The 18,160-nt window shown below is 67.9% G+C and carries 15 protein-coding genes (1 of these 15 cut by a window edge); 13 read left to right on the top strand and 2 right to left on the bottom strand.

All coding sequences use genetic code 11. The features are described 5' to 3' along the window. The first annotated feature begins 63 nt into the window (after positions 1 to 63). From dapB to ABUE11_RS16895, 3 genes are read left to right on the top strand one after another with little or no spacing between them, the layout of a single operon-like run. A complete protein-coding gene (gene dapB / locus ABUE11_RS16905) occupies positions 64 to 897 on the top strand; it encodes a 4-hydroxy-tetrahydrodipicolinate reductase (RefSeq protein WP_367066567.1) in 834 nt (277 codons plus the stop codon). Between the two features lie 7 nt (positions 898 to 904). Next, a complete protein-coding gene (locus ABUE11_RS16900; protein WP_367066566.1) occupies positions 905 to 1,567 on the top strand; it encodes a MotA/TolQ/ExbB proton channel family protein in 663 nt (220 codons plus the stop codon). A gap of 12 nt (positions 1,568 to 1,579) precedes the next feature. Continuing rightward, the gene (locus ABUE11_RS16895) at positions 1,580 to 2,005 is read left to right on the top strand and encodes a biopolymer transporter ExbD (RefSeq protein ID WP_367066565.1); all 426 of its coding nucleotides are present in this window, start codon (positions 1,580 to 1,582) and stop codon (positions 2,003 to 2,005) included. Between the two features lie 64 nt (positions 2,006 to 2,069). On the opposite strand, the gene ABUE11_RS16890 is transcribed toward ABUE11_RS16895, so the two are convergent. Beyond that, entirely contained in the window at positions 2,070 to 3,329 is a 1,260-nt protein-coding gene (locus ABUE11_RS16890) for a mechanosensitive ion channel family protein (RefSeq protein ID WP_367066563.1), read from the bottom strand. 153 nt (positions 3,330 to 3,482) lie between these two features. Between ABUE11_RS16890 and leuS the strand changes: the two genes are divergently transcribed. The 3 genes from leuS (at position 3,483) to holA (ending at position 8,091) form a co-directional block, all read left to right on the top strand. After that, on the top strand, positions 3,483 to 6,200 hold the full coding sequence (gene leuS / locus ABUE11_RS16885) for a leucine--tRNA ligase (RefSeq protein ID WP_367066562.1): 2,718 nt from the start codon (positions 3,483 to 3,485) through the stop codon (positions 6,198 to 6,200). Between the two features lie 3 nt (positions 6,201 to 6,203). Then, on the top strand, positions 6,204 to 6,713 hold the full coding sequence (gene lptE / locus ABUE11_RS16880) for an LPS assembly lipoprotein LptE (RefSeq protein WP_367066561.1): 510 nt from the start codon (positions 6,204 to 6,206) through the stop codon (positions 6,711 to 6,713). Between the two features lie 313 nt (positions 6,714 to 7,026). Beyond that, a complete protein-coding gene (gene holA / locus ABUE11_RS16875) occupies positions 7,027 to 8,091 on the top strand; it encodes a DNA polymerase III subunit delta (protein ID WP_367066559.1) in 1,065 nt (354 codons plus the stop codon). A 282-nt stretch (positions 8,092 to 8,373) separates the two neighbouring features. On the opposite strand, the gene ABUE11_RS16870 is transcribed toward holA, so the two are convergent. After that, the gene (locus ABUE11_RS16870) at positions 8,374 to 8,658 is read right to left on the bottom strand and encodes a hypothetical protein (RefSeq protein WP_367066557.1); all 285 of its coding nucleotides are present in this window, start codon (positions 8,656 to 8,658) and stop codon (positions 8,374 to 8,376) included. Positions 8,659 to 8,729: 71 nt separating this feature from the next. Between ABUE11_RS16870 and ABUE11_RS16865 the strand changes: the two genes are divergently transcribed. The 7 genes from ABUE11_RS16865 to gshB form a co-directional block, all read left to right on the top strand. Then, positions 8,730 to 10,010, top strand: a complete 1,281-nt coding sequence (locus tag ABUE11_RS16865; RefSeq protein WP_367066555.1) for a glutamate-5-semialdehyde dehydrogenase — start codon at positions 8,730 to 8,732, stop codon at positions 10,008 to 10,010. Between the two features lie 43 nt (positions 10,011 to 10,053). Then, the gene (gene trkA, locus ABUE11_RS16860; protein WP_367066554.1) at positions 10,054 to 11,529 is read left to right on the top strand and encodes a Trk system potassium transporter TrkA; all 1,476 of its coding nucleotides are present in this window, start codon (positions 10,054 to 10,056) and stop codon (positions 11,527 to 11,529) included. A gap of 11 nt (positions 11,530 to 11,540) precedes the next feature. Beyond that, a complete protein-coding gene (locus ABUE11_RS16855; RefSeq protein ID WP_367066553.1) occupies positions 11,541 to 13,007 on the top strand; it encodes a potassium transporter TrkG in 1,467 nt (488 codons plus the stop codon). Positions 13,008 to 13,074: 67 nt separating this feature from the next. After that, on the top strand, positions 13,075 to 14,370 hold the full coding sequence (gshA, locus tag ABUE11_RS16850) for a glutamate--cysteine ligase (RefSeq protein ID WP_367066551.1): 1,296 nt from the start codon (positions 13,075 to 13,077) through the stop codon (positions 14,368 to 14,370). A gap of 99 nt (positions 14,371 to 14,469) precedes the next feature. After that, positions 14,470 to 16,341, top strand: a complete 1,872-nt coding sequence (locus ABUE11_RS16845) for a potassium transporter Kup (protein WP_367066549.1) — start codon at positions 14,470 to 14,472, stop codon at positions 16,339 to 16,341. A gap of 103 nt (positions 16,342 to 16,444) precedes the next feature. Continuing rightward, positions 16,445 to 17,644, top strand: coding sequence for a benzoate/H(+) symporter BenE family transporter (locus ABUE11_RS16840; RefSeq protein WP_367066548.1), 1,200 nt, complete (start codon positions 16,445 to 16,447; stop codon positions 17,642 to 17,644). Between the two features lie 20 nt (positions 17,645 to 17,664). Beyond that, on the top strand, positions 17,665 to 18,160 hold the 5' portion of the coding sequence (gene gshB, locus ABUE11_RS16835; RefSeq protein WP_367066546.1) for a glutathione synthase. 458 nt of this gene lie beyond the right edge of the window; only the first 496 of its 954 coding nucleotides appear in the window; the start codon lies at positions 17,665 to 17,667; its stop codon lies off the right edge, out of view.

Genomic DNA, 18,160 nt, shown 5'->3' with positions numbered 1-18,160 from the left:
CTCACAGGCCCTGCCGCCCGCGCCGGGCGGCCTTCGTCGTTCTCACATTCATAGCCCGCCGACATGACTGCAACCTCCTCCACCGCATCGACCGCACGCCGCCGCGTGGCCGTGGCCGGCGCCTCCGGCCGCATGGGCCGCATGCTCATCGAGGCCATCGTGGCCAGTGACGACTGCGTGCTCGCGGGCGCGCTGGACATCGCCGGCAGCCCCGCCCTGGGTCAGGATGCTGCTGCCTTCCTGGGCCGCCAGAGCGGCGTGCTCATCACCTCCGATCTGCGCGCGGGCCTCAAGGACGCCGACGTGCTCATCGACTTCACGCGCCCCGAGGGCACGCTGGCCCATGCGGCCCTGTGCGCCGAGCTCGGCGTGCAGCTCGTCATCGGCACGACGGGCTTTTCCGACGCGCAGAAGGCCGAGATCGAGGCCGCCGCGCGCAAGGTGGCCATCGTGCTCGCGCCCAACATGAGCGTGGGCGTCAACGTCACGCTCAAGCTGCTGCAGATGGCGGCCCAGGCGCTCGATGCCGGCTACGACATCGAGATCATCGAGGCCCACCACAAGCACAAGGTGGATGCGCCCTCGGGCACGGCGCTCAAGATGGGCGAGGTCATCGCCGAGGCCCAGGGCACGCGGCTTGCCGACCGCGCCGTGTACGAGCGCTACGGCCACACGGGCGAGCGCAAGCCCGGCAGCATAGGCTTTGCCACCGTGCGTGGCGGCGACATCGTGGGCGACCACACCGTGCTGTTTGCCGGCACGGGCGAGCGCGTGGAGATCACGCACAGGTCCAACAGCCGCGCCGGCTACGCCCAGGGCAGCCTGCGCGCCGTGGGCTTCCTCGCGGGGCAGCGCACGGGGCTGTTCGACATGTTCGACGTGCTCAGGCTCCGGTAGGCCCGGCATGGACGGCCTGCACTGGTGGCGCCAGGGCGATGTGGTCACGCAGGCCACGGCCGCGCTGCTGCTGGCCATGTCGGTGGCCAGCTGGGTCGTCATACTCTGGAAGCTCTACCTGATGCGGCGCGCGTCGCAGGACGTGCCGCGCGGCATGGCCGCGTTCTGGCAGGCGCCATCGCTGGCCCAGGGGGCCGAGCGCGTGCGGGCCGTGGACAGTGCGACGCTGGTGCTGCCGCTCGTGCAGGCCGCGCAGCAGATCGAGGAGGGGCGCGCGGGCGGCGCGCTCTCCAGCCAGGGCAGCCTGTCGCAGCGCCTCACGCGCGTGCTGCGCAATGCGCTGCATGGTGTGCTCGGCCGGCTGCAGTTCGGCCAGGTGCTGCTGGCCACGGTGGGCTCCACCGCGCCCTTCGTGGGTCTGCTGGGCACGGTCTGGGGCATCTACCATGCGCTCACGGCCCTCGCCGGCGTCGAGCAGATCAGCATAGAGCGCCTGGCCGGCCCCGTGGGCGAGGCGCTCATCATGACCGCCGCGGGCCTGACCGTGGCCATACCCGCCGTGCTGGCCTACAACTGGTTCGGCCGGGTCATCGCCCGCATCGAGGCCGACCTCGAAGGCTTTGCGCATGACCTGCGCGAGCTCGTCATAGACACCAACGCCGCCGACTGAGGGCGCCTCCCCATGGCATTCGGCCGCATAGAACGCAGCCCCGGCGCACAGCCCATGAGCGAGATCAACGTCACGCCGCTGGTGGACGTGATGCTGGTGCTGGTGGTGATCTTCATCCTCACCGCGCCGCTGCTCGCGAGCAGCATCCGCCTGCAGCTGCCGCGTGCCGAGGGCACGCAGGCCGGCGCCGCCGCGCGCAGCGTGACGGTGGCGCTCGATGCCGCGGGCCGGCTGTTTGTGGACGATGCGCCCGTGGACGCCGCGGCGCTGCAGCAGCGCCTGGCGCAGATCGCCGCGCACGACCCCGACACCGAGCTGCAGCTGCGCGCCGACGAGGCCGTGCCCTACGGCCGCGTGGTGCAGATCATGGGCGCGGCCCAGGCCGCGGGGCTGCGGCGCGTGGGCTTTGTGGCGCAGCCCGTGCAGCAAAAACAATAGCTGGTTGCGCTTTCCTGCCGGGCGTTCGAGGCCAAAATGACCATGAACTTTCGTTCGTCGGGCGCTACGGGCTTGGCGGCAGCGCCCGCTGACCCAGCCCGGTGCGGATGTCATGCCCCGTGGGGCTCTGGAACAGGCGCAGGTCGAACTCCGGCAGCACGGCGATCAGGTGGTCGAAGATGTCGCCCTGTATCCCCTCGTACTGCAGCCAGGCCGTGGTGGCGGTGAAGCAGTACAGCTCCAGCGGCACGCCCTCGGCCGTGGGCTCCATGGTGCGCACCATCAGCGTCATGCCCTGGTGAATGCCGGGGTGGGCGCGCAGATAGGCCTGCACATAGGCGCGGAAGGTGCCGATGTTGGTCAGGCGGCGCAGGTTCGTCGGCGTGGCCGCGCGCTCGCCCAGGGCGGCGTTGGTGGCGTGCACGGCCTCGCGCTTTTCCTGCAGATAGGGCGTGAGCAGCGCGATGCGCTCGAGCCGGTCGATGTCGGCTTCGCTCAGAAAATGCACGCTCGCCGCGTCGATCTGCAGCGTGCGCTTGATGCGCCGCCCGCCCGATTCGCTCATGCCGCGCCAGTTGCGGTAGCTCTCGCTCATCAGGCGCCAGGTGGGGATGGTGGTGATGGTCTTGTCCCAGTTCTGCACCTTGACGGTGTGCAGCGCGATGTCGACCACATCGCCATCCGCGCCCACCTGGGGCATCTGTATCCAGTCGCCCACGCGCAGCATGTCGTTGGACGAGAGCTGCACGCCCGCGGTGAACGACAGTATGGTGTCCTTGAACACCAGCATCAGCACCGCCGACATGGCGCCCAGGCCCGACAGCAGGATCAGCGGCGAGCGGTCGATGAGCGCCGCCACGATGACGATGGCGCCCACCAGCGTCAGCGCGAGCTTGCCGAGCTGCACATAGCTCTTGATCGAGCGCGTGCTCGTGGGCGCGCCGCCCGGGGTGTTTTCCTGCGCTTGCAGCGTGGCGTCGAGCAGCGCATTGAGCGTGCGCACGAGCTGCAGCACCGTGAGGGCCACGGCCAGGTTGCGCACCACGGCGAACGCCGTCGGGTGCAGCTGCGGCACGGCGTCAATGCCCAGCTGGATCACCAGGGAGGGCACGACATGGGCGAGCCGGCGCAGCACCTGGTCGTGCCAGACCACCTGCGCCCAGCGCACATCCATGCGATCGCGGATGCGCGGCACCATGTGCAGCAGCAGGTACTGCGCCACGGCCTGGGCCAGCCAGGACAGCAGCAGCAGGCCGGCCAGGCCCAGGCCGGCCTGCATCCAGGGGCTGAGGGCGTGCAGCTCGGAGAGGGCGGAATCGATCAAGAAAACTCCTTGCAAGGCAATGGCGCGCCGGCCCTGGTGGGCGGGCGCAACGGGGTGGCATGGGGGATGAACGCCTAGAATTGGGCGCAACGAATCCCATTGTGACCGCTGCGCCGACGCGCAGTTCCCCGCAGCATCCTGTTCCCAGCTCCCATGCAAGACAAATACAACCCCTCCGAGGTGGAGCGTGCCGCGCACGCCCATTGGACCGCCCGCGACGCCTACCGCGTCAGCGAGGACGAGAACAAGCCCAAGTTCTACGCCTGCTCCATGCTGCCCTACCCCAGCGGCAAGCTGCACATGGGCCATGTGCGCAACTACACCATCAACGACATGCTCACGCGCCAGCTGCGCATGAAGGGCTTCAACGTGCTCATGCCCATGGGCTGGGACGCCTTCGGCCTGCCGGCCGAGAACGCCGCGCTCAAGAACAAGGTGCCGCCCGCGCAGTGGACGTACGACAACATCGCCTACATGAAGGGCCAGATGCAGGCCATGGGCCTGGCCATCGACTGGAGCCGCGAGATCGCCACCTGCGACCCCGACTACTACCGCTGGAACCAGTGGCTGTTCCTGAAGATGCTGGAAAAAGGCATCGCCTACCGCAAGACCCAGGTCGTCAACTGGGACCCGGTGGACCAGACCGTGCTGGCCAACGAGCAGGTCATCGACGGGCGCGGCTGGCGCACGGGCGCCCTCGTCGAGAAGCGCGAGATCCCCGGCTACTACCTCAAGATCACCGACTACGCGCAGGAGCTCCTGGACCACGTGCAGATCGGCAACGACAAGGCGACGCTGTCGGGCTGGCCCGACAAGGTGCGCCTGATGCAGGAGAACTGGATAGGCAAGTCGAGCGGCGTGCGCTTTGCGTTCACGCACGACATCAAGGGCGCGGATGGCAAGCCCATCCAGGACGGCCGCATGTATGTCTTCACGACGCGCGCCGACACCATCATGGGCGTGACCTTCTGCGCCGTCGCGCCCGAGCATCCGCTGGCCCAGCATGCGGCAGCCAGCAACCCTGAGCTTGCCGCCTTCATCGAGGAATGCAAGAAGGGCGGCACGACCGAGGCCGAGCTCGCGCTCAAGGAAAAGGAGGGCATGGCCACGGGCCTGTTCGTCACCCACCCCCTGAGCGGCGAACAGGTCGAGGTCTGGGTCGGCAACTACGTGCTCATGAGCTATGGCGACGGCGCCGTCATGGGCGTGCCCGCGCACGACGAGCGCGACTTTGTCTTCGCGCTCAAGTACGGCCTGCCCATCGAGCAGGTCATCCTCGTCGACGGCGAGACCGCCTTTGACGACCAGCGCTGGCAGGACTGGTACGCCGACAAGGAGCGCGGCGTGACCATCAACTCCGACAACTTCAGCGGCCTGGGCCACAAGGACGCCGTCGCCGCCGTGGCCCGCGCGCTCGCGGCCAAGGGCCTGGGCGAGCTCAAGACCACCTGGCGCCTGCGCGACTGGGGCATCTCGCGCCAGCGCTACTGGGGCACGCCCATCCCCATCATCCACTGCGAGGCCTGCGGCCCGCAGCCCGTGCCCGAGAAGGACCTGCCCGTGGTGCTGCCGCAGGACCTGGTGCCCGACGGCAGCGGCAATCCGCTGGTGAAAAGCGAGCAGTTTCACGCCGGCGTGACCTGCCCCTGCTGCGGCAAACCCGCGCGGCGCGAGACCGACACCATGGACACCTTCGTCGACTCGTCCTGGTACTACCTGCGCTACTGCGACCCGAAGAATGCCGACAAGATGGTGGCCGACGGCGCGGCCTACTGGATGCGTGACGGCGGCATGGACCAGTACATCGGCGGCATAGAGCACGCCATCCTGCACCTGCTGTACGCGCGCTTCTGGACGAAAGTGATGCGCGACCTGGGCCTGGTCAAGGCCGACGAGCCCTTCAAGCGCCTGCTCACCCAGGGCATGGTCTTGAACCACATCTACAGCCGCCGCACGGCCAAGGGCGCCAAGGACTACTTCTGGCCGCACGACGTCGAGCATGTGCTGGGCGATGACGGCAAGATCGTCGGTGCCAGGCTCAAGAACCCGGCCGAGAGCGGTGACGGCCTGCTGCCCGTGGGCACGGCGATTGACTACGAGGGCGTGGGGACCATGTCCAAGTCCAAGAACAACGGCGTCGATCCGCAGCAGCTCATCGAAAAATACGGCGCAGACACCGCGCGCCTGTACACCATGTTCACCGCGCCGCCCGAGCTCACGCTGGAGTGGAACGACGCGGCCGTGGAGGGCAGCTACCGCTTCCTGCGCCGCGTGTGGAACTTCGGCGTCAAGCTTTCTGCTATCGATAGAGAAGCTGCCAGCGCAAGCGTGGCGGGCGCTGCAGGTCTGAAAGACGTTGAATTCGGCAAGGAGGCCAAGGCCCTGCGCCTGGAGATCCACAGCGTGCTCAAGCAGGTCGATTACGACTACCAGCGCATGCAGTACAACACCGTGGTCTCGGGCGCGATGAAGATGCTCAACGCGCTCGAGGACTTCAAGGCCATGGACAGCGCAGGCGCCGCCGTGGCGCTGATCGAGGGCTTTGGCATCCTGCTGCGCGTGCTCTACCCGGCCACGCCGCACATCACCCATGGGCTGTGGAGCGAGCTCGGCTACGCCGGCGCGCTCGGCGACCTGCTCGACGCCGCCTGGCCCCAGGTCGACCCGGCCGCGCTGGTGCAGGACGAGGTCGAGCTCATGCTGCAGGTCAACGGCAAGCTGCGCGGCGCCATCCGCGTGCCGGCTGCGGCCGACAAGGCCGCCATCGAGCAGGCGGCCCTGGCCAGCGCCGACTTCCAGAAGTTCGCCGAGGGCAAGGCGCCCAAGAAGGTCATCGTCGTGCCCGGCCGCCTGGTCAACGTGGTGGTCTGAGCCATGCACAAGCGTCACCTGCTCATCGCCTTGGCCGCCGCGCCGCTCGCCGCCTGCGGCTTTCGCCTGCGCGGCGTGCCCCGGTTCGCGTTTCGCTCCATCTACGTGCAGGCGCCCGCGGGCTTGCCCCTCGCGCGCGAGCTCGTCCGCACCCTGCAGGGCGCGGGCAGCGGCGTCACCGTGATCACCGACGAGGCCCAGAAAACCCAGGCTGAGGTCGTGCTGGACCTCCTCTCCGAGCAGCAGGAGCGCGTCGCCGTCGGCCAGAGCGCCGCGGGCCAGGTGCGCGAGCTGCAGCTGCGCCTGCGCATCCGCTTTCGCCTGCGCGGCCAGCAGGGCCAGGAATGGATCGCCGAGACCGAGCTGCTGCAGCAGCGCGACATCAGCTACAACGAAACCCTGGCCCTGTCCAAGGAGGGCGAGGAGGCCATGCTCTACCGCAACATGCGCAGCGACCTGGTGCAGCAGCTGATGCGGCGGCTGGCAGCGGTGAAGCCCGGTGCGGCTGCCTGAGTCGCGGCGCATTCGTCGTTGAGGCAATGATCATGGCGGGGGCTTATGTGACCCAGGCAGCCTGGCCGCGACATCCCTGGGGCGCATCCTCCGTGCGCGGGCGCCCCGTCACCTCGTCATCCCCGCGAAAGCGGGGATCCAGGCCCCACCCTGGCGCCGGTGCGGGCGTCGTTGTGGATCCCCGCTTTCGCGGGGATGACGCCGCAAGCACATCGCAGGCGCCAGGCAGGGGCCGGTCTCGGGCGCAGACATCGCCGTGTTGCTATCAGTGTCATAGCTGTCAGCGCTTGACACATAAGTGTTGGAGGCCTGTTTGGCTCAAATCCCTCTGAACCAGCTCACCGCCCAGCTGCAAAAAGGCCTGCGCCCGCTCTACACGCTGCATGGCGACGAGCCACTGCTGCAGCAGGAGGCGCTGGACGCCATCCGCGCCGCCGCGCGCGCGCAGGGCTACACCGAGCGCAGCAGCCACACCGTGGCCGGCGCGCATTTCGACTGGAGCGCCGTGCTCGCCGCGGGCGGGTCCTTGAGCCTGTTTGCCGACAAGCAAATCCTCGAGGTCCGCATCCCCTCGGGCAAGCCCGGGAAGGACGGCAGCGCGGCGCTGCAGCAGCTGGCCCAGGCGGCCGTGGGCAACGACAGCCTGCTTGCCATCGTGCTGCTGCCGCGCCTGGACAAGGCCACCAGGACCGGCGCCTGGTTCTCCGCGCTCGAATCGCACGGTGCCACCGTGCAGATCGACCCCGTCGAGCGCGCCCAGCTCCCGCAATGGATCGCCCAGCGCCTGGCCGCCCAGGGCCAGCGCGTGGCGCCGGGCGAGGAGGGTCAGCGTACCCTGCAGTTCTTTGCCGACCGCGTCGAGGGCAACCTGCTCGCCGCGCACCAGGAGATCCAAAAGCTCGGCCTGCTCCACCCCCAGGGCGAGCTGACCTGGGCGCAGGTCGAATCGGCCGTGCTCAACGTCGCGCGCTACGACGTGTTCAAGCTCTCAGAGGCCGTGCTCTCCGGCCAGGTGGCGCGCACCCAGCGCATGCTCGACGGCCTGCAGGCCGAGGGCGAGGCCGAGGTGCTCGTGCACTGGGCCCTGGCCGAGGACATCCGCGCCTTGAAGCGCTGCAAGGACGCCATGAACGCCGGCAAGCCCCTGCCCATGGCGCTGCGCGAAAACCGCATCTGGGGCAACAAGGAGCGCCTGTACGAGCGCCTGCTGCCCCAGGCCAGCGACGCGCAGCTCGCGCGCCTGCTGCACGCGGCCCACATCGTCGACGGCATCGTCAAGGGCCTCAAGACCCCCGACTGGCCCCAGGACGGCTGGCAGGCCCTGTCGCGCCTGGCGCTGCAGCTGTGCAGGCTGGGCCAGGCGCCCGCGCGCCGCTGAAGGTCAATGGATATCGCTGCTTGATTCATTGTTTTGACTCAAGCAGCGCTGCCTGTTGATGGCGCGCGATGCTTGCAAAACCCACCGTCATCCCCGCGAACGCGGGGATCCACGGCGGCGGCGAAGCAAGGGCGTGGGTGGCATCTGGATCCCCGCTTTCGCGGGGATGACGGGGGGCAATGAATATCGTTTTCGCGGGGATGACGAGGTCAATGGGTATCGCTGCTTGATTCATTGTTTTGATAGCTGTTGGCGCTTGTCTGGTGGGCCATGGAGGCCTATTCAACCCGATATTGCCGCACGCGCCTTGTCCAGCCACAGTTGCAGGCTGTCGGCCAGGCCCTGGTGGCTGAAGGAGCAGCTTTCCTCGGTGAACAGCGCGCCGGCTTCGAGCCGGTCGAGCAGGGCGAGCAGCACCTCCTTATAGCGAGGCGGCAGGGCGGCGAGCAGCTGCGCGTGGCCGCGCGCGGCGGCGCTGAAGGCGTGGGGTGTGAGGCGCTGCGCGCGCAGGGCGTGCAGGTCTTGTTGCAGTTGGGTGAGCTGGTCGAGGGCGTGAGGGTCTGGCATGGCGCGTAGCGTAGCCGCACTCGGCGATGGGGCAAGCCAGGGCCCGGGCGATCTGGGTCAAAATCGCGGCCATGAACGCCCTGAACATCGCCGAATACACCCAGACGCTGGGTTTGCAAGCAAAAACGGCCTCAGCCCTTATGGCGCGGGCGCCGGCAGCTATCAAAAACAAGGCATTGCTGGCGCTGGCGCGGCTGCTGCGCGAGAACGTGGATGCGCTGCAGCAGGACAACGCGCGCGATCTTGCGCGCGCGCGCGCCGCGGGTCTTGCCGAGCCCATGGTCGATCGCCTCAAGCTCACCCCCAAGGTGGTCGAGACCTGCGCCCAGGGCTGCGAGCAGCTGGCCGCCATGCCGGACGTCATCGGCGAGATCATGGGCATGCGCCAGCAGCCCAGCGGCATCCGCGTGGGCCAGATGCGCGTGCCCATCGGCGTGTTCGGCATGATCTACGAGAGCCGGCCCAACGTGACCATCGAGGCGGCCAGCCTGTCCATCAAGAGCGGCAACGCGTGCATTCTGCGCGGCGGCTCGGAGGCCATTGACTCCAACCAGGCGCTCGCGCGCCTCGTGGGCCTGGCGCTGGCCGAGGCCGGTCTGCCCGTGCATGGTGTGCAGCTGGTGCAGACGACCGACCGCGCCGCCGTGGGCCAGCTGATCGCCATGCCGCAGTATGTGGACGTGATCATTCCGCGCGGCGGCAAGGGGCTGATAGAGCGCATCAGCGCCGAGGCCAAGGTGCCCGTCATCAAGCATCTGGACGGCAACTGCCACAGCTATGTGGACGAGCCCTGCGACATCGACCTGGCCGTGCGCGTGGTGGACAACGCCAAGACGCAGAAGTACAGCCCCTGCAACGCCAGCGAAAGCCTGCTGGTGGCGCGTGGCGTGGCGGCGCAGTTTCTGCCGCGCATCGGCGCAATCTTTGCTGAAAAAGGCGTGGAAATGCGGGTTTGCGCCGAAAGCAGGGCGCTGCTAGCTAGCGTTTCAGGAGCGAATCTGGTGGATGCCCAGGAGTCGGACTGGAGCGAGGAGTACCTCGCGCCCATCATCTCCATCCGTGTGGTCGCGGGGCTTGACGAGGCGATTGCGCACATCAACCGCTACAGCAGCCACCACACCGAGGCGATTCTGACCACCGACCATGTCCACGCCCAGCGCTTTCTGCGCGAGGTCGATTCCAGCAGCGTCATGGTCAACACCAGCACGCGCTTTGCCGACGGCTTCGAGTACGGGCTGGGCGCGGAGATCGGCATCAGCACCGACAAGTTCCACGCGCGCGGCCCCGTGGGCATCGAGGGGCTGACCTCGCTCAAATGGGTGGTGCTGGGCGAGGGCGAGGTGCGGCAGTAGGCCGCAGCAGAGAGCCGGGCGTTCCAGTCCCTCGGCGCAGACCATGAAGATCATCATCCTTGGCGCGGGCCGCGTGGGCCAGGCGGCGGCGGCCAGCCTGGTGTCCGAGCGCAACGACATCACCGTCATCGACACCGATGGCGAGCGCCTGCGCGAGCTCGAGTCGCGCCTGGACCTGCGCGGTGTGGTGGGCAATGGCATAGACCCGGCCGTGCTGGCCGAGGCCGGCGCGCGCGACACAGACCTCCTGATCGCCTGCGCCGCGCAGGACGAGACGAATCTGGTCTGTGCCAAGGTGGCGCAGATGCAGTTCAACGTGCCGCAGTGCATTGCGCGCGTACGCACCAACGGTTTCGAGGACGGCAGTGCGTTGCTCTCGCGCGAGGGTTTTGCCGTCGACCACATCCTGTGTCCCGAGAATTCGCTGGTGCGCTACATCTCCAAGCTGGTGGAGTACCCCGGCGCGCTGCAGGTGCGCGAGTTTGCCGGCGGACGCGCCTGCCTGATCTCCACCCGCGCACGCACCGGGGCGCCGGCCGTGGGGCAGGAGATCCGGCTGCTGCGCCAGCAGATGCCCGAGGTGGCCATGCGCATCGTCGCCATTTACCGGCGCTTTGCCGACGAGCCAGACCGCTTCGTGCCGTGCGACGGCACGACGCGCATCGAGCCCGGCGACGAGGTGTTCGCCCTGGCCGGCAAGGAGCGTGTGCCCCAGGTGCTGGCCGCGCTGCGCATTCGGCCTGGCCAGCCGGCGCGGCAGGTGCGCCGCATCATGATGGCCGGCGGCGGCGTGGTCAGCGAGCGCCTGGCGCGCGCGCTGGCTGCGCAGCAGGGGCGCTTTCAGCTCAAGATCGTGGAGCGTGATGCCGATCGTTGCACGGAGCTGGCCTCCAGCCTGCCCGAGGAGGTGCTGGTGCTGCAGGGCGAGACTTCGGACGAGGACCTGCTGGCCGAGGAGGGCATCGACGATGTGGACTTCTTCCTGGCCCTCTCCGGGGACGACGAGAACAACATCATGTCCTGCCTGCTGGCCAAGCGCATGGGCGCGCGCCGCGTGCTCGCGCTCATCGACCGCCTGGCCTACGCCGAGCTGATGCACGGCACGCAGATCGACATTGCGCTCACGCCCGCCCAGGCCATGCTGGGCGAACTGCTGGCGTACACGCGCCGCGGCGACGTGCAGGCCGTGCACAGCCTGCGCCGCGGCGTGGCCGAGGCGCTGGAGATCGTGGCACGCGGCGACAGAAAGAGCTCGCGCGTGGTCGGCCGGCGCGTGGAGGACCTGCCGCTGCCCCCGGCCGTGCACATGGGCCTGATCGTGCGCGGCCTGCCCGATTCGGAGGCGCCGCCACCGGTCGAGGGCGAGGCGCCGCCCGCGCCACCGGGCGAGCCCGAGGTCATCATTCCGCGCAGCCACACGGTGATAGAGAGCAACGACCATGTGGTGTTCTTTCTGCCGCACAAGCGCCTGGTGCGCGAGGTGGAAAAGCTGTTTCGCGTCAGCGCGACGTTCTTTTAGACGCCCGGGCCATGCGCGACCTGTTTCCCGTTCTGCGCGTGCTGGGCATGCTGATGTGCATGTTCGCGCTGTCCATGGCGCTGCCGGGCGCGGTGGCGTGGTGGCTGCAGGAGTTGGTGTGGCCGGTCTACCCCCTGTCCCTGGCCGTGACCCTGGTGGCCGGCCTGCTGCTGCTGTGGTTCATGCGCGGCTATCGCCAGGAGCTGCAGCCGCGCCATGGCGTGATTCTGGTGACCCTGGTATGGGTGCTGCTGCCGCTGTGCGCCAGTCTGCCGCTGTGGCTGGCCATGTGGGAGATCGGGCGGCCGATCAGCTTCACCCATGCCTACTTCGAGGCCGTCTCGGGCCTGACGACCACGGGCTCGACGGTGCTGTCAGGGCTGGACGCGCTGCCGCTGTCGGTGAACCTCTGGCGCACCTTTCTGCAGTGGCTCGGCGGCATGGGCATATTGATTCTGGCCGTGGCCGTGCTGCCGCTCCTGGGCGTGGGCGGCAGCCAGCTGTTCAAGGCCGAGGCCGCGGGCCCCCTCAAGGACACCAAGCTGACCCCGCGCATGACGGAGACGGCCAAGGGCCTGTGGGGCGTGTATGCGGGCATCTCTGTGCTCTGCGCGCTGTGCTTCTGGGCCGGCGGCATGCGGCCCATGGACGCGGTGATGCACATGTTCACCACCGTGAGCCTGGGTGGCCTGTCCTCGCACGACAGCAGCTTTGCCTTCTTCAATTCGCCGCTGCTGGAGGCGGTGGCGGTGTTCTTCATGCTCGTGGCCAGCTGCAATTTCACGCTCTACTTCGTCGCGCTGCGCAAAGGGCATTGGGCGGGGTTCTGGCGCGACCCCGAGGTGCGCGCCACCATGCTGGTGCTGATCGGCGGCGGCCTGCTGGTGGCCCTGCTGCTCTGGGCCAAGGGGGTGTATGGGCCGCTGCTGGCGCTGCGCCACGGCATGTTCCATGTGGTGTCGGTGGCCACCACCACGGGCTACGCCACGCAGGACTACCTGGCCTGGCCGGTGTTCGCGCCGGTGTTCATGCTGTTTCTGTCGGGCGTGGCCACGAGCGCCGGGTCCACCGGCGGCGGCATCAAGATGGTGCGCATGCTGATTCTGGTGCAGCAGGCGCGGCGCGAGCTCACGCGCCTGGTGCATCCGCGCGCGGTGCAGCCCGTGCTGCTGGGCGGGCGCGTGGTGGACAGCCGCATGATCTTCTCGGTGCTGGCCTTCATGCTGGTCTATGGCGCCACGGTCATCGTGCTGAGCATGGTGCTGCTGCTCACCGACCTGGACCCGCTGACGGCGTTCTCCGCGGTGCTGGCCAGCGTGCACTGCGCCGGCCCGGGCCTGGGCATGATTGGGCCGAGCTCCAACTACGCCGTGCTCACCGACTTCCAGACCTGGGTGTGCACGCTGGGCATGCTGCTCGGGCGGCTGGAGATCCTGAGTTTCATGGCGCTGCTCTCGCCGGCCTTCTGGCGTCGTTGAACTACGTACGTGGTGGGGGCAGTGGCATCCCTACAATGCGGCGCTTGACCATATCACCAGGGTTTCTATGGTTCCCCATCTCATCACGGCATTGACGGGTCCGATCAACGAGCTGGAGCAGCGCATTCTCGACTCCATGCCGGCCATCGAGCGCTGGTTCCGCCTGGAGTGGATGGAGCACACGCCGCCGTTCTACACCTCGGTGGACATCCGCAACGCGGGCTTCAAGCTCGCGCCGGTGGACACCAACCTGTTTCCCGGCGGCTGGAACAACCTGACGGACGAGATGCTGCCGCTGGCGGTGCAGGCGGCCATGGCGGCGATCGAGAAGATCTGCCCCGAGGCGCGCAACCTGCTCATCATCCCCGAGAACCATTCGCGCAACACCTTCTACCTGGCCAACGTGGCGCAGCTGGTGCGCATCTTCAACATGGCGGGGCTCAATGTGCGCGTGGGCTCGATCAGCCCGGACGTGAAGAAGACCACCACCGTCACACTGCCCCATGGCGAGAGCGTGACGCTCGAGCCGGTGATCCGTACCAAGCGCCGCCTGGGGTTGAAGAACTTCGACCCCTGCACCATCCTGCTGAACAACGACTTGTCGGCCGGCGCACCGGGCATTCTGGAGGAGCTCTACGAGCAATACCTGCTGCCGCCGCTGCACGCGGGCTGGAGCGTGCGCCGAAAGAGCCGTCATTTCAAGAGCTACGAAGAGCTGGCCAAGCGCTTCGGCAAGATGCTGGGCATAGACCCCTGGCTCATCAACCCGCTGTTCGGCCATTGCGAGGGCGTGGATTTCGGCGAGGGTCAGGGCATGGAGGCGCTGGCGAGCTCCGTCGATGCGCTGCTCGCCAAGGTGCGGCGCAAGTACAAGGAGTACGGCATCAAGGAAAAGCCGTTTGCCGTCGTCAAGGCCGACAACGGCACCTATGGCATGGGCATCATGACGGTGCACGACGCCAAGGAGCTCGAACAGCTCAACCGCAAGACGCGCAACAAGATGGCCGTGATCAAGGACGGCCAGGTGGTGCACGATGTGATCGTGCAGGAGGGCGTGCTGACCCAGGAGCGTGTGCACGAGGCCGTGGCCGAGCCCGTGGTCTACATGATGGACCGCTATGTGGTGGGGGGCTTCTACCGCATCAATGCCGAGCGCGGTGTGGACGAGAACCTGAACGCGCCCGGTGCGGGCTTTGTGCCGCTGGCCTTCCAGCACAGCACCCAGTTGCCCCAGCCCGGTGCGCGCCCCGGTGCGAGCGCGCCGAACCGCTTCTATATGTATGGTGTGATCGCGCGCCTGGCCATGGTGGCGGCCAGCTACGAGCTCGAGGCCACCGACCCCGAGGCCGAGGTGTACGACTGAGGCGGCCCGCCGGCCCGGCCGTCGTGCGCGCCGCACCTGCGCGGCGCACAATCTTCATCCCTTCCCACAGGAACTCCGGTCCGTGACCGGGGGCAGACCGTGCAAAACTCCAAATCGTCGCTTGCGGGCCTGACCGTGGGTGCCATCGGCGTCGTCTTCGGCGACATCGGCACCAGCGTGCTCTACACGGTCAAGGAAATCTTTGCCACCGGCCATGTGCAGTTCACCCATGACAACGTCTATGGCGTGCTCTCACTGATCTTCTGGACGCTGTCCATCATCGTCTCGCTCAAGTACGTGGTGCTGGTGCTGCGCGCCGACAACAACGGCGAGGGCGGACTCGTCGCCATGCTGACGCTGGCCTCGCGCGCCGTGGCCGACCGGCCGCGGCTGCGCCACTGGATGCTGCTCGTGGGCATCTTCGGCACCTGTCTGTTCTATGGCGACGGCGTCATCACCCCGGCGATCACGGTGCTGGGCGCCATGGAGGGGCTGGAGGTCATGTCGCCCGAGATGAACCGGTATGTCATTCCGCTCACGCTGCTGGTGCTGTTTGCACTCTTCTTCGTGCAAAAGCATGGCACGGCGGGCATAGGCCGGTTCTTCGGGCCGGTGATGATGCTGTGGTTCGTCACGATTGCCGCCCTGGGCGTGCTGCACATCGTGAGCCATCCGGAGATCCTCTGGGCCGTCTCGCCGCATTTCGCGTGGCGCTTTGGCATGCAGAACCCCGGCATCACCTTCATCATCCTGGGCGCCGTGGTGCTGTGCGTGACCGGCGGCGAGGCGCTTTATGCCGACATGGGGCATTTCGGCAAGCAGCCCATCCGCCTGGCCTGGTTCTCCATTGCCATGCCGGCGCTGGTGCTCAACTATTTTGGCCAGGGCGCGCTCTTGCTGGCCGAGGGCCACGAGGCCGTGAAGAACCCGTTCTTCCACATGGCGCCCGAATGGGCCACGCTGCCCCTCGTGGGGTTGGCCACGGCGGCGGCGGTGATCGCCTCGCAGGCGCTGATCTCGGGCGCGTACAGCGTCACCAAACAGGTGATTCAGCTTGGCTTTCTGCCGCGGCTGCAGATCCTGCACACTAGCGTGCACGACAAGGGCCAGATCTACATGCCCTTCGTGAACTGGGGGCTGTTCGCGCTCATCGTGCTGGCCGTGGGCATGTTCCGCAGCTCGGGCAATCTCGCGGCGGCCTATGGCATCGCCGTGACCACCGACATGCTGATCACCACGGTGCTCACCTTCTTCGTCGTGCGCTATGCGTGGAAGCTGCCGCTCGCGCTGTGCATCGCCGCCACGGGGGTGTTCTTCACGGTGGACATCCTGTTCTGGTCGTCCAACCTGCTCAAGCTGATCCACGGCGGCTGGTTCCCGCTGGCCATCGCCGGCGCGGTGTTTCTGCTCATGGTCACCTGGCGTGACGGGCGTGCGCTGCTGACCGAGGCGCTGCAGGCGACGGCGCTGGACCTGAAGGAGTTTCTGGCGGGCCTGATGATTGCGCCGCCCACGCGTGTGGCGGGCACGGCGGTGTTCCTGACCTCGCGCGACGGCATCGTGCCCAATGCGCTCTTGCACAACCTCAAGCACAACAAGGTGCTGCACGAGTACAACCTGTTCGTCACCGTGCACAACCATGAGGTGCCCTGGATCGGCATGGACAAGCGCCTGGAGACCGAGTCGCTGGGTGGCGACTGCTGGCGCGTCGTCGTCAACTACGGCTTCAAGAACGACTATGACCTGCCCAAGTCGCTGGCGCTGCTGCAGGGCCGCGGCGTGGACTTGAACCCCATGACCACGAGCTACTTCCTGTCGCGCGACATCGTCACGCCCAGGCTGGGCGAGGGCATGTCCATGTGGCGCGAAAAGCTGTTTGCCCAGATGCACCACAGCGCGAGCGCGGCGGCGGAGTTCCTTAACCTGCCGAGCAATGCCGTGGTGGAGCTGGGCTCCAAGGTGGAAATTTGAGGTGTTTTTGGCCTCTATCGCCCGTCAATCAAGCGCGTAAAGCTATTGAATTAATAGCTTTTGTGGCGACGCAAGCGCGACCGCGCTGCCACAATCAGCGGCCATGCAGTACTTCAAAGACCTGAGCCTGTCCGCCTTTACGGCCGGATTCGTCGCCGTGCTGGTGGGTTTCACGAGTTCCGTGGCCATCGTGTTCCAGGCGGCCCAGGCCTTTGGCGCCACGCCCGAGCAGGTGACGTCCTGGATGTGGGCGCTGGGTCTGGGCATGGGGCTGTGCTCGCTCGTGCCCTCGCTCGTCCTGCGCCAGCCGGTCATGGTGGCCTGGTCCACGCCGGGCGCCGCGGTGCTGGCGACGGCCGGGCTGGCCGGGGGCTTTTCCATGGGCGAGGCCGTCGGGGCCTTCATGGTCTGCGCGCTCTTGATCCTGCTCGCGGGCGTGACGGGCTGGTTCGAGCGCGTCATGAACCGCATCCCCATGGAGATCGCCTCGGCGCTGCTCGCGGGCGTGCTCGCGCGCTTTGGCATGCAGGCCTTCGCGGCCCTGCAGACGGCGCTCCCCCTGGTGCTGGCCATGCTGCTGGCCTACCTGCTCGCGCGTCGCCTGCTGCCGCGCTATGCCGTGGTCGTCACGCTGGCCGTGGGCATTGGCTGGGCGGCCCTGGCCGGGCAGATGCGCTGGTCGGCCGTGCACCTGGCGCTGGCCATGCCGGTGTTCACGGCGCCGCAGTTCAGCCTGCAGGCCGTGATGAGCCTGGCCCTGCCGCTGTTCATCGTCACCATGGCCTCGCAGAATCTGCCCGGCGTGGCCGTGATGCGCGCCACGGGCTACCAGTTGCCGGTGTCGCGCCTGATCAGCCTGACCGGGCTGGTGACGCTGGTGCTCGCGCCCTTCGGTGCGTTTGCGCTCAACTTCAGCGCCATCACCGCCGCCATCTGCATGGGCCCCGAGGCGCACCCCGACCCGGCGCGTCGCTATACGGCGGCCGCCTCCTGCGGCCTGCTCTACATCGCCGTGGGGTTGTTTGGCGCCGTGGTCACGGGCCTGCTGACGGCCTTTCCGGCGGAGCTGGTGGTGGCCATCGCCGGCCTGGCGCTGCTCTCGGCCATCGGCGGGGGGCTCGCGTCGGCCCTCGCCGAGGAGACCCACCGCGAGGCGGCGCTCATCACCTTCCTGGTCACGCTGAGCGGTGTGAGCATCGCCGGCATTGGCTCGGCCTTCTGGGGCGTGGTCGCAGGCAGCGTGGCGCTGTTTGTGCAACAGTACGGGCGACGGCGCGCGCAGGCCGCGCCGCGCCCGCATTGACAACCCCTGGCGTGCACCCCATGAATCTATTGTTTGTTGCCGATCCCGTAGAGCATTTCAAGATCTACAAGGACACCACCTTCGCCATGATGCGCGAGGCGCAGCGCCGCGGCCATCGCCTGGCCGTGTGCGAGCCCGCGCACATGCATTGGCAGCGCGGCGGCAAGGTCACGGCGGGCGTGCGCGACATCACGCTCACGGGCCATGCCGTGGACTGGTTCACGGCCAGCGAGCCACGCGAGGCGGCGCTGGCCGACTTCGACGCCGTGCTCATGCGCAAGGACCCGCCGTTCGACAGCGAGTATTTCTACGCCACCCACCTGCTCGAGCAGGCCGAGCGCGAGGGCGCTCGCGTGTTCAACAGCCCGCGGGCGCTGCGTGACCATCCGGAAAAGCTCGCCATCATGGAGTTTGCGCAGTTCATCGGGCCCACGCTGGTGACGCGCGACCCGCAGGACATCCGGCGCTTTCACGCCGAACATGGCGACGTGATCCTCAAGCCCCTGGACGGCATGG

Source organism: Oryzisolibacter sp. LB2S (assembly GCF_040732315.1).
In the GTDB taxonomy this organism is placed as follows: Bacteria; Pseudomonadota; Gammaproteobacteria; order Burkholderiales; family Burkholderiaceae_C; genus Alicycliphilus; species Alicycliphilus soli.
The sequence above is the reverse complement of the archived record's forward strand: the minus strand, read 5'-3'. Positions and strand labels throughout refer to the sequence as shown.

Coding starts and splice junctions, on each gene's coding strand:
- ABUE11_RS16870 (WP_367066557.1), bottom strand. CDS start 8,658: ATGCCAGACCCTCACGCCCTCGACCAGCTCACCCAACTGCAACAAGAC.
- ABUE11_RS16865 (WP_367066555.1), top strand. CDS start 8,730: ATGAACGCCCTGAACATCGCCGAATACACCCAGACGCTGGGTTTGCAA.
- trkA (WP_367066554.1), top strand. CDS start 10,054: ATGAAGATCATCATCCTTGGCGCGGGCCGCGTGGGCCAGGCGGCGGCG.
- leuS (WP_367066562.1), top strand. CDS start 3,483: ATGCAAGACAAATACAACCCCTCCGAGGTGGAGCGTGCCGCGCACGCC.
- ABUE11_RS16855 (WP_367066553.1), top strand. CDS start 11,541: ATGCGCGACCTGTTTCCCGTTCTGCGCGTGCTGGGCATGCTGATGTGC.
- ABUE11_RS16840 (WP_367066548.1), top strand. CDS start 16,445: ATGCAGTACTTCAAAGACCTGAGCCTGTCCGCCTTTACGGCCGGATTC.
- lptE (WP_367066561.1), top strand. CDS start 6,204: ATGCACAAGCGTCACCTGCTCATCGCCTTGGCCGCCGCGCCGCTCGCC.
- ABUE11_RS16895 (WP_367066565.1), top strand. CDS start 1,580: ATGGCATTCGGCCGCATAGAACGCAGCCCCGGCGCACAGCCCATGAGC.
- dapB (WP_367066567.1), top strand. CDS start 64: ATGACTGCAACCTCCTCCACCGCATCGACCGCACGCCGCCGCGTGGCC.
- gshA (WP_367066551.1), top strand. CDS start 13,075: ATGGTTCCCCATCTCATCACGGCATTGACGGGTCCGATCAACGAGCTG.
- ABUE11_RS16900 (WP_367066566.1), top strand. CDS start 905: ATGGACGGCCTGCACTGGTGGCGCCAGGGCGATGTGGTCACGCAGGCC.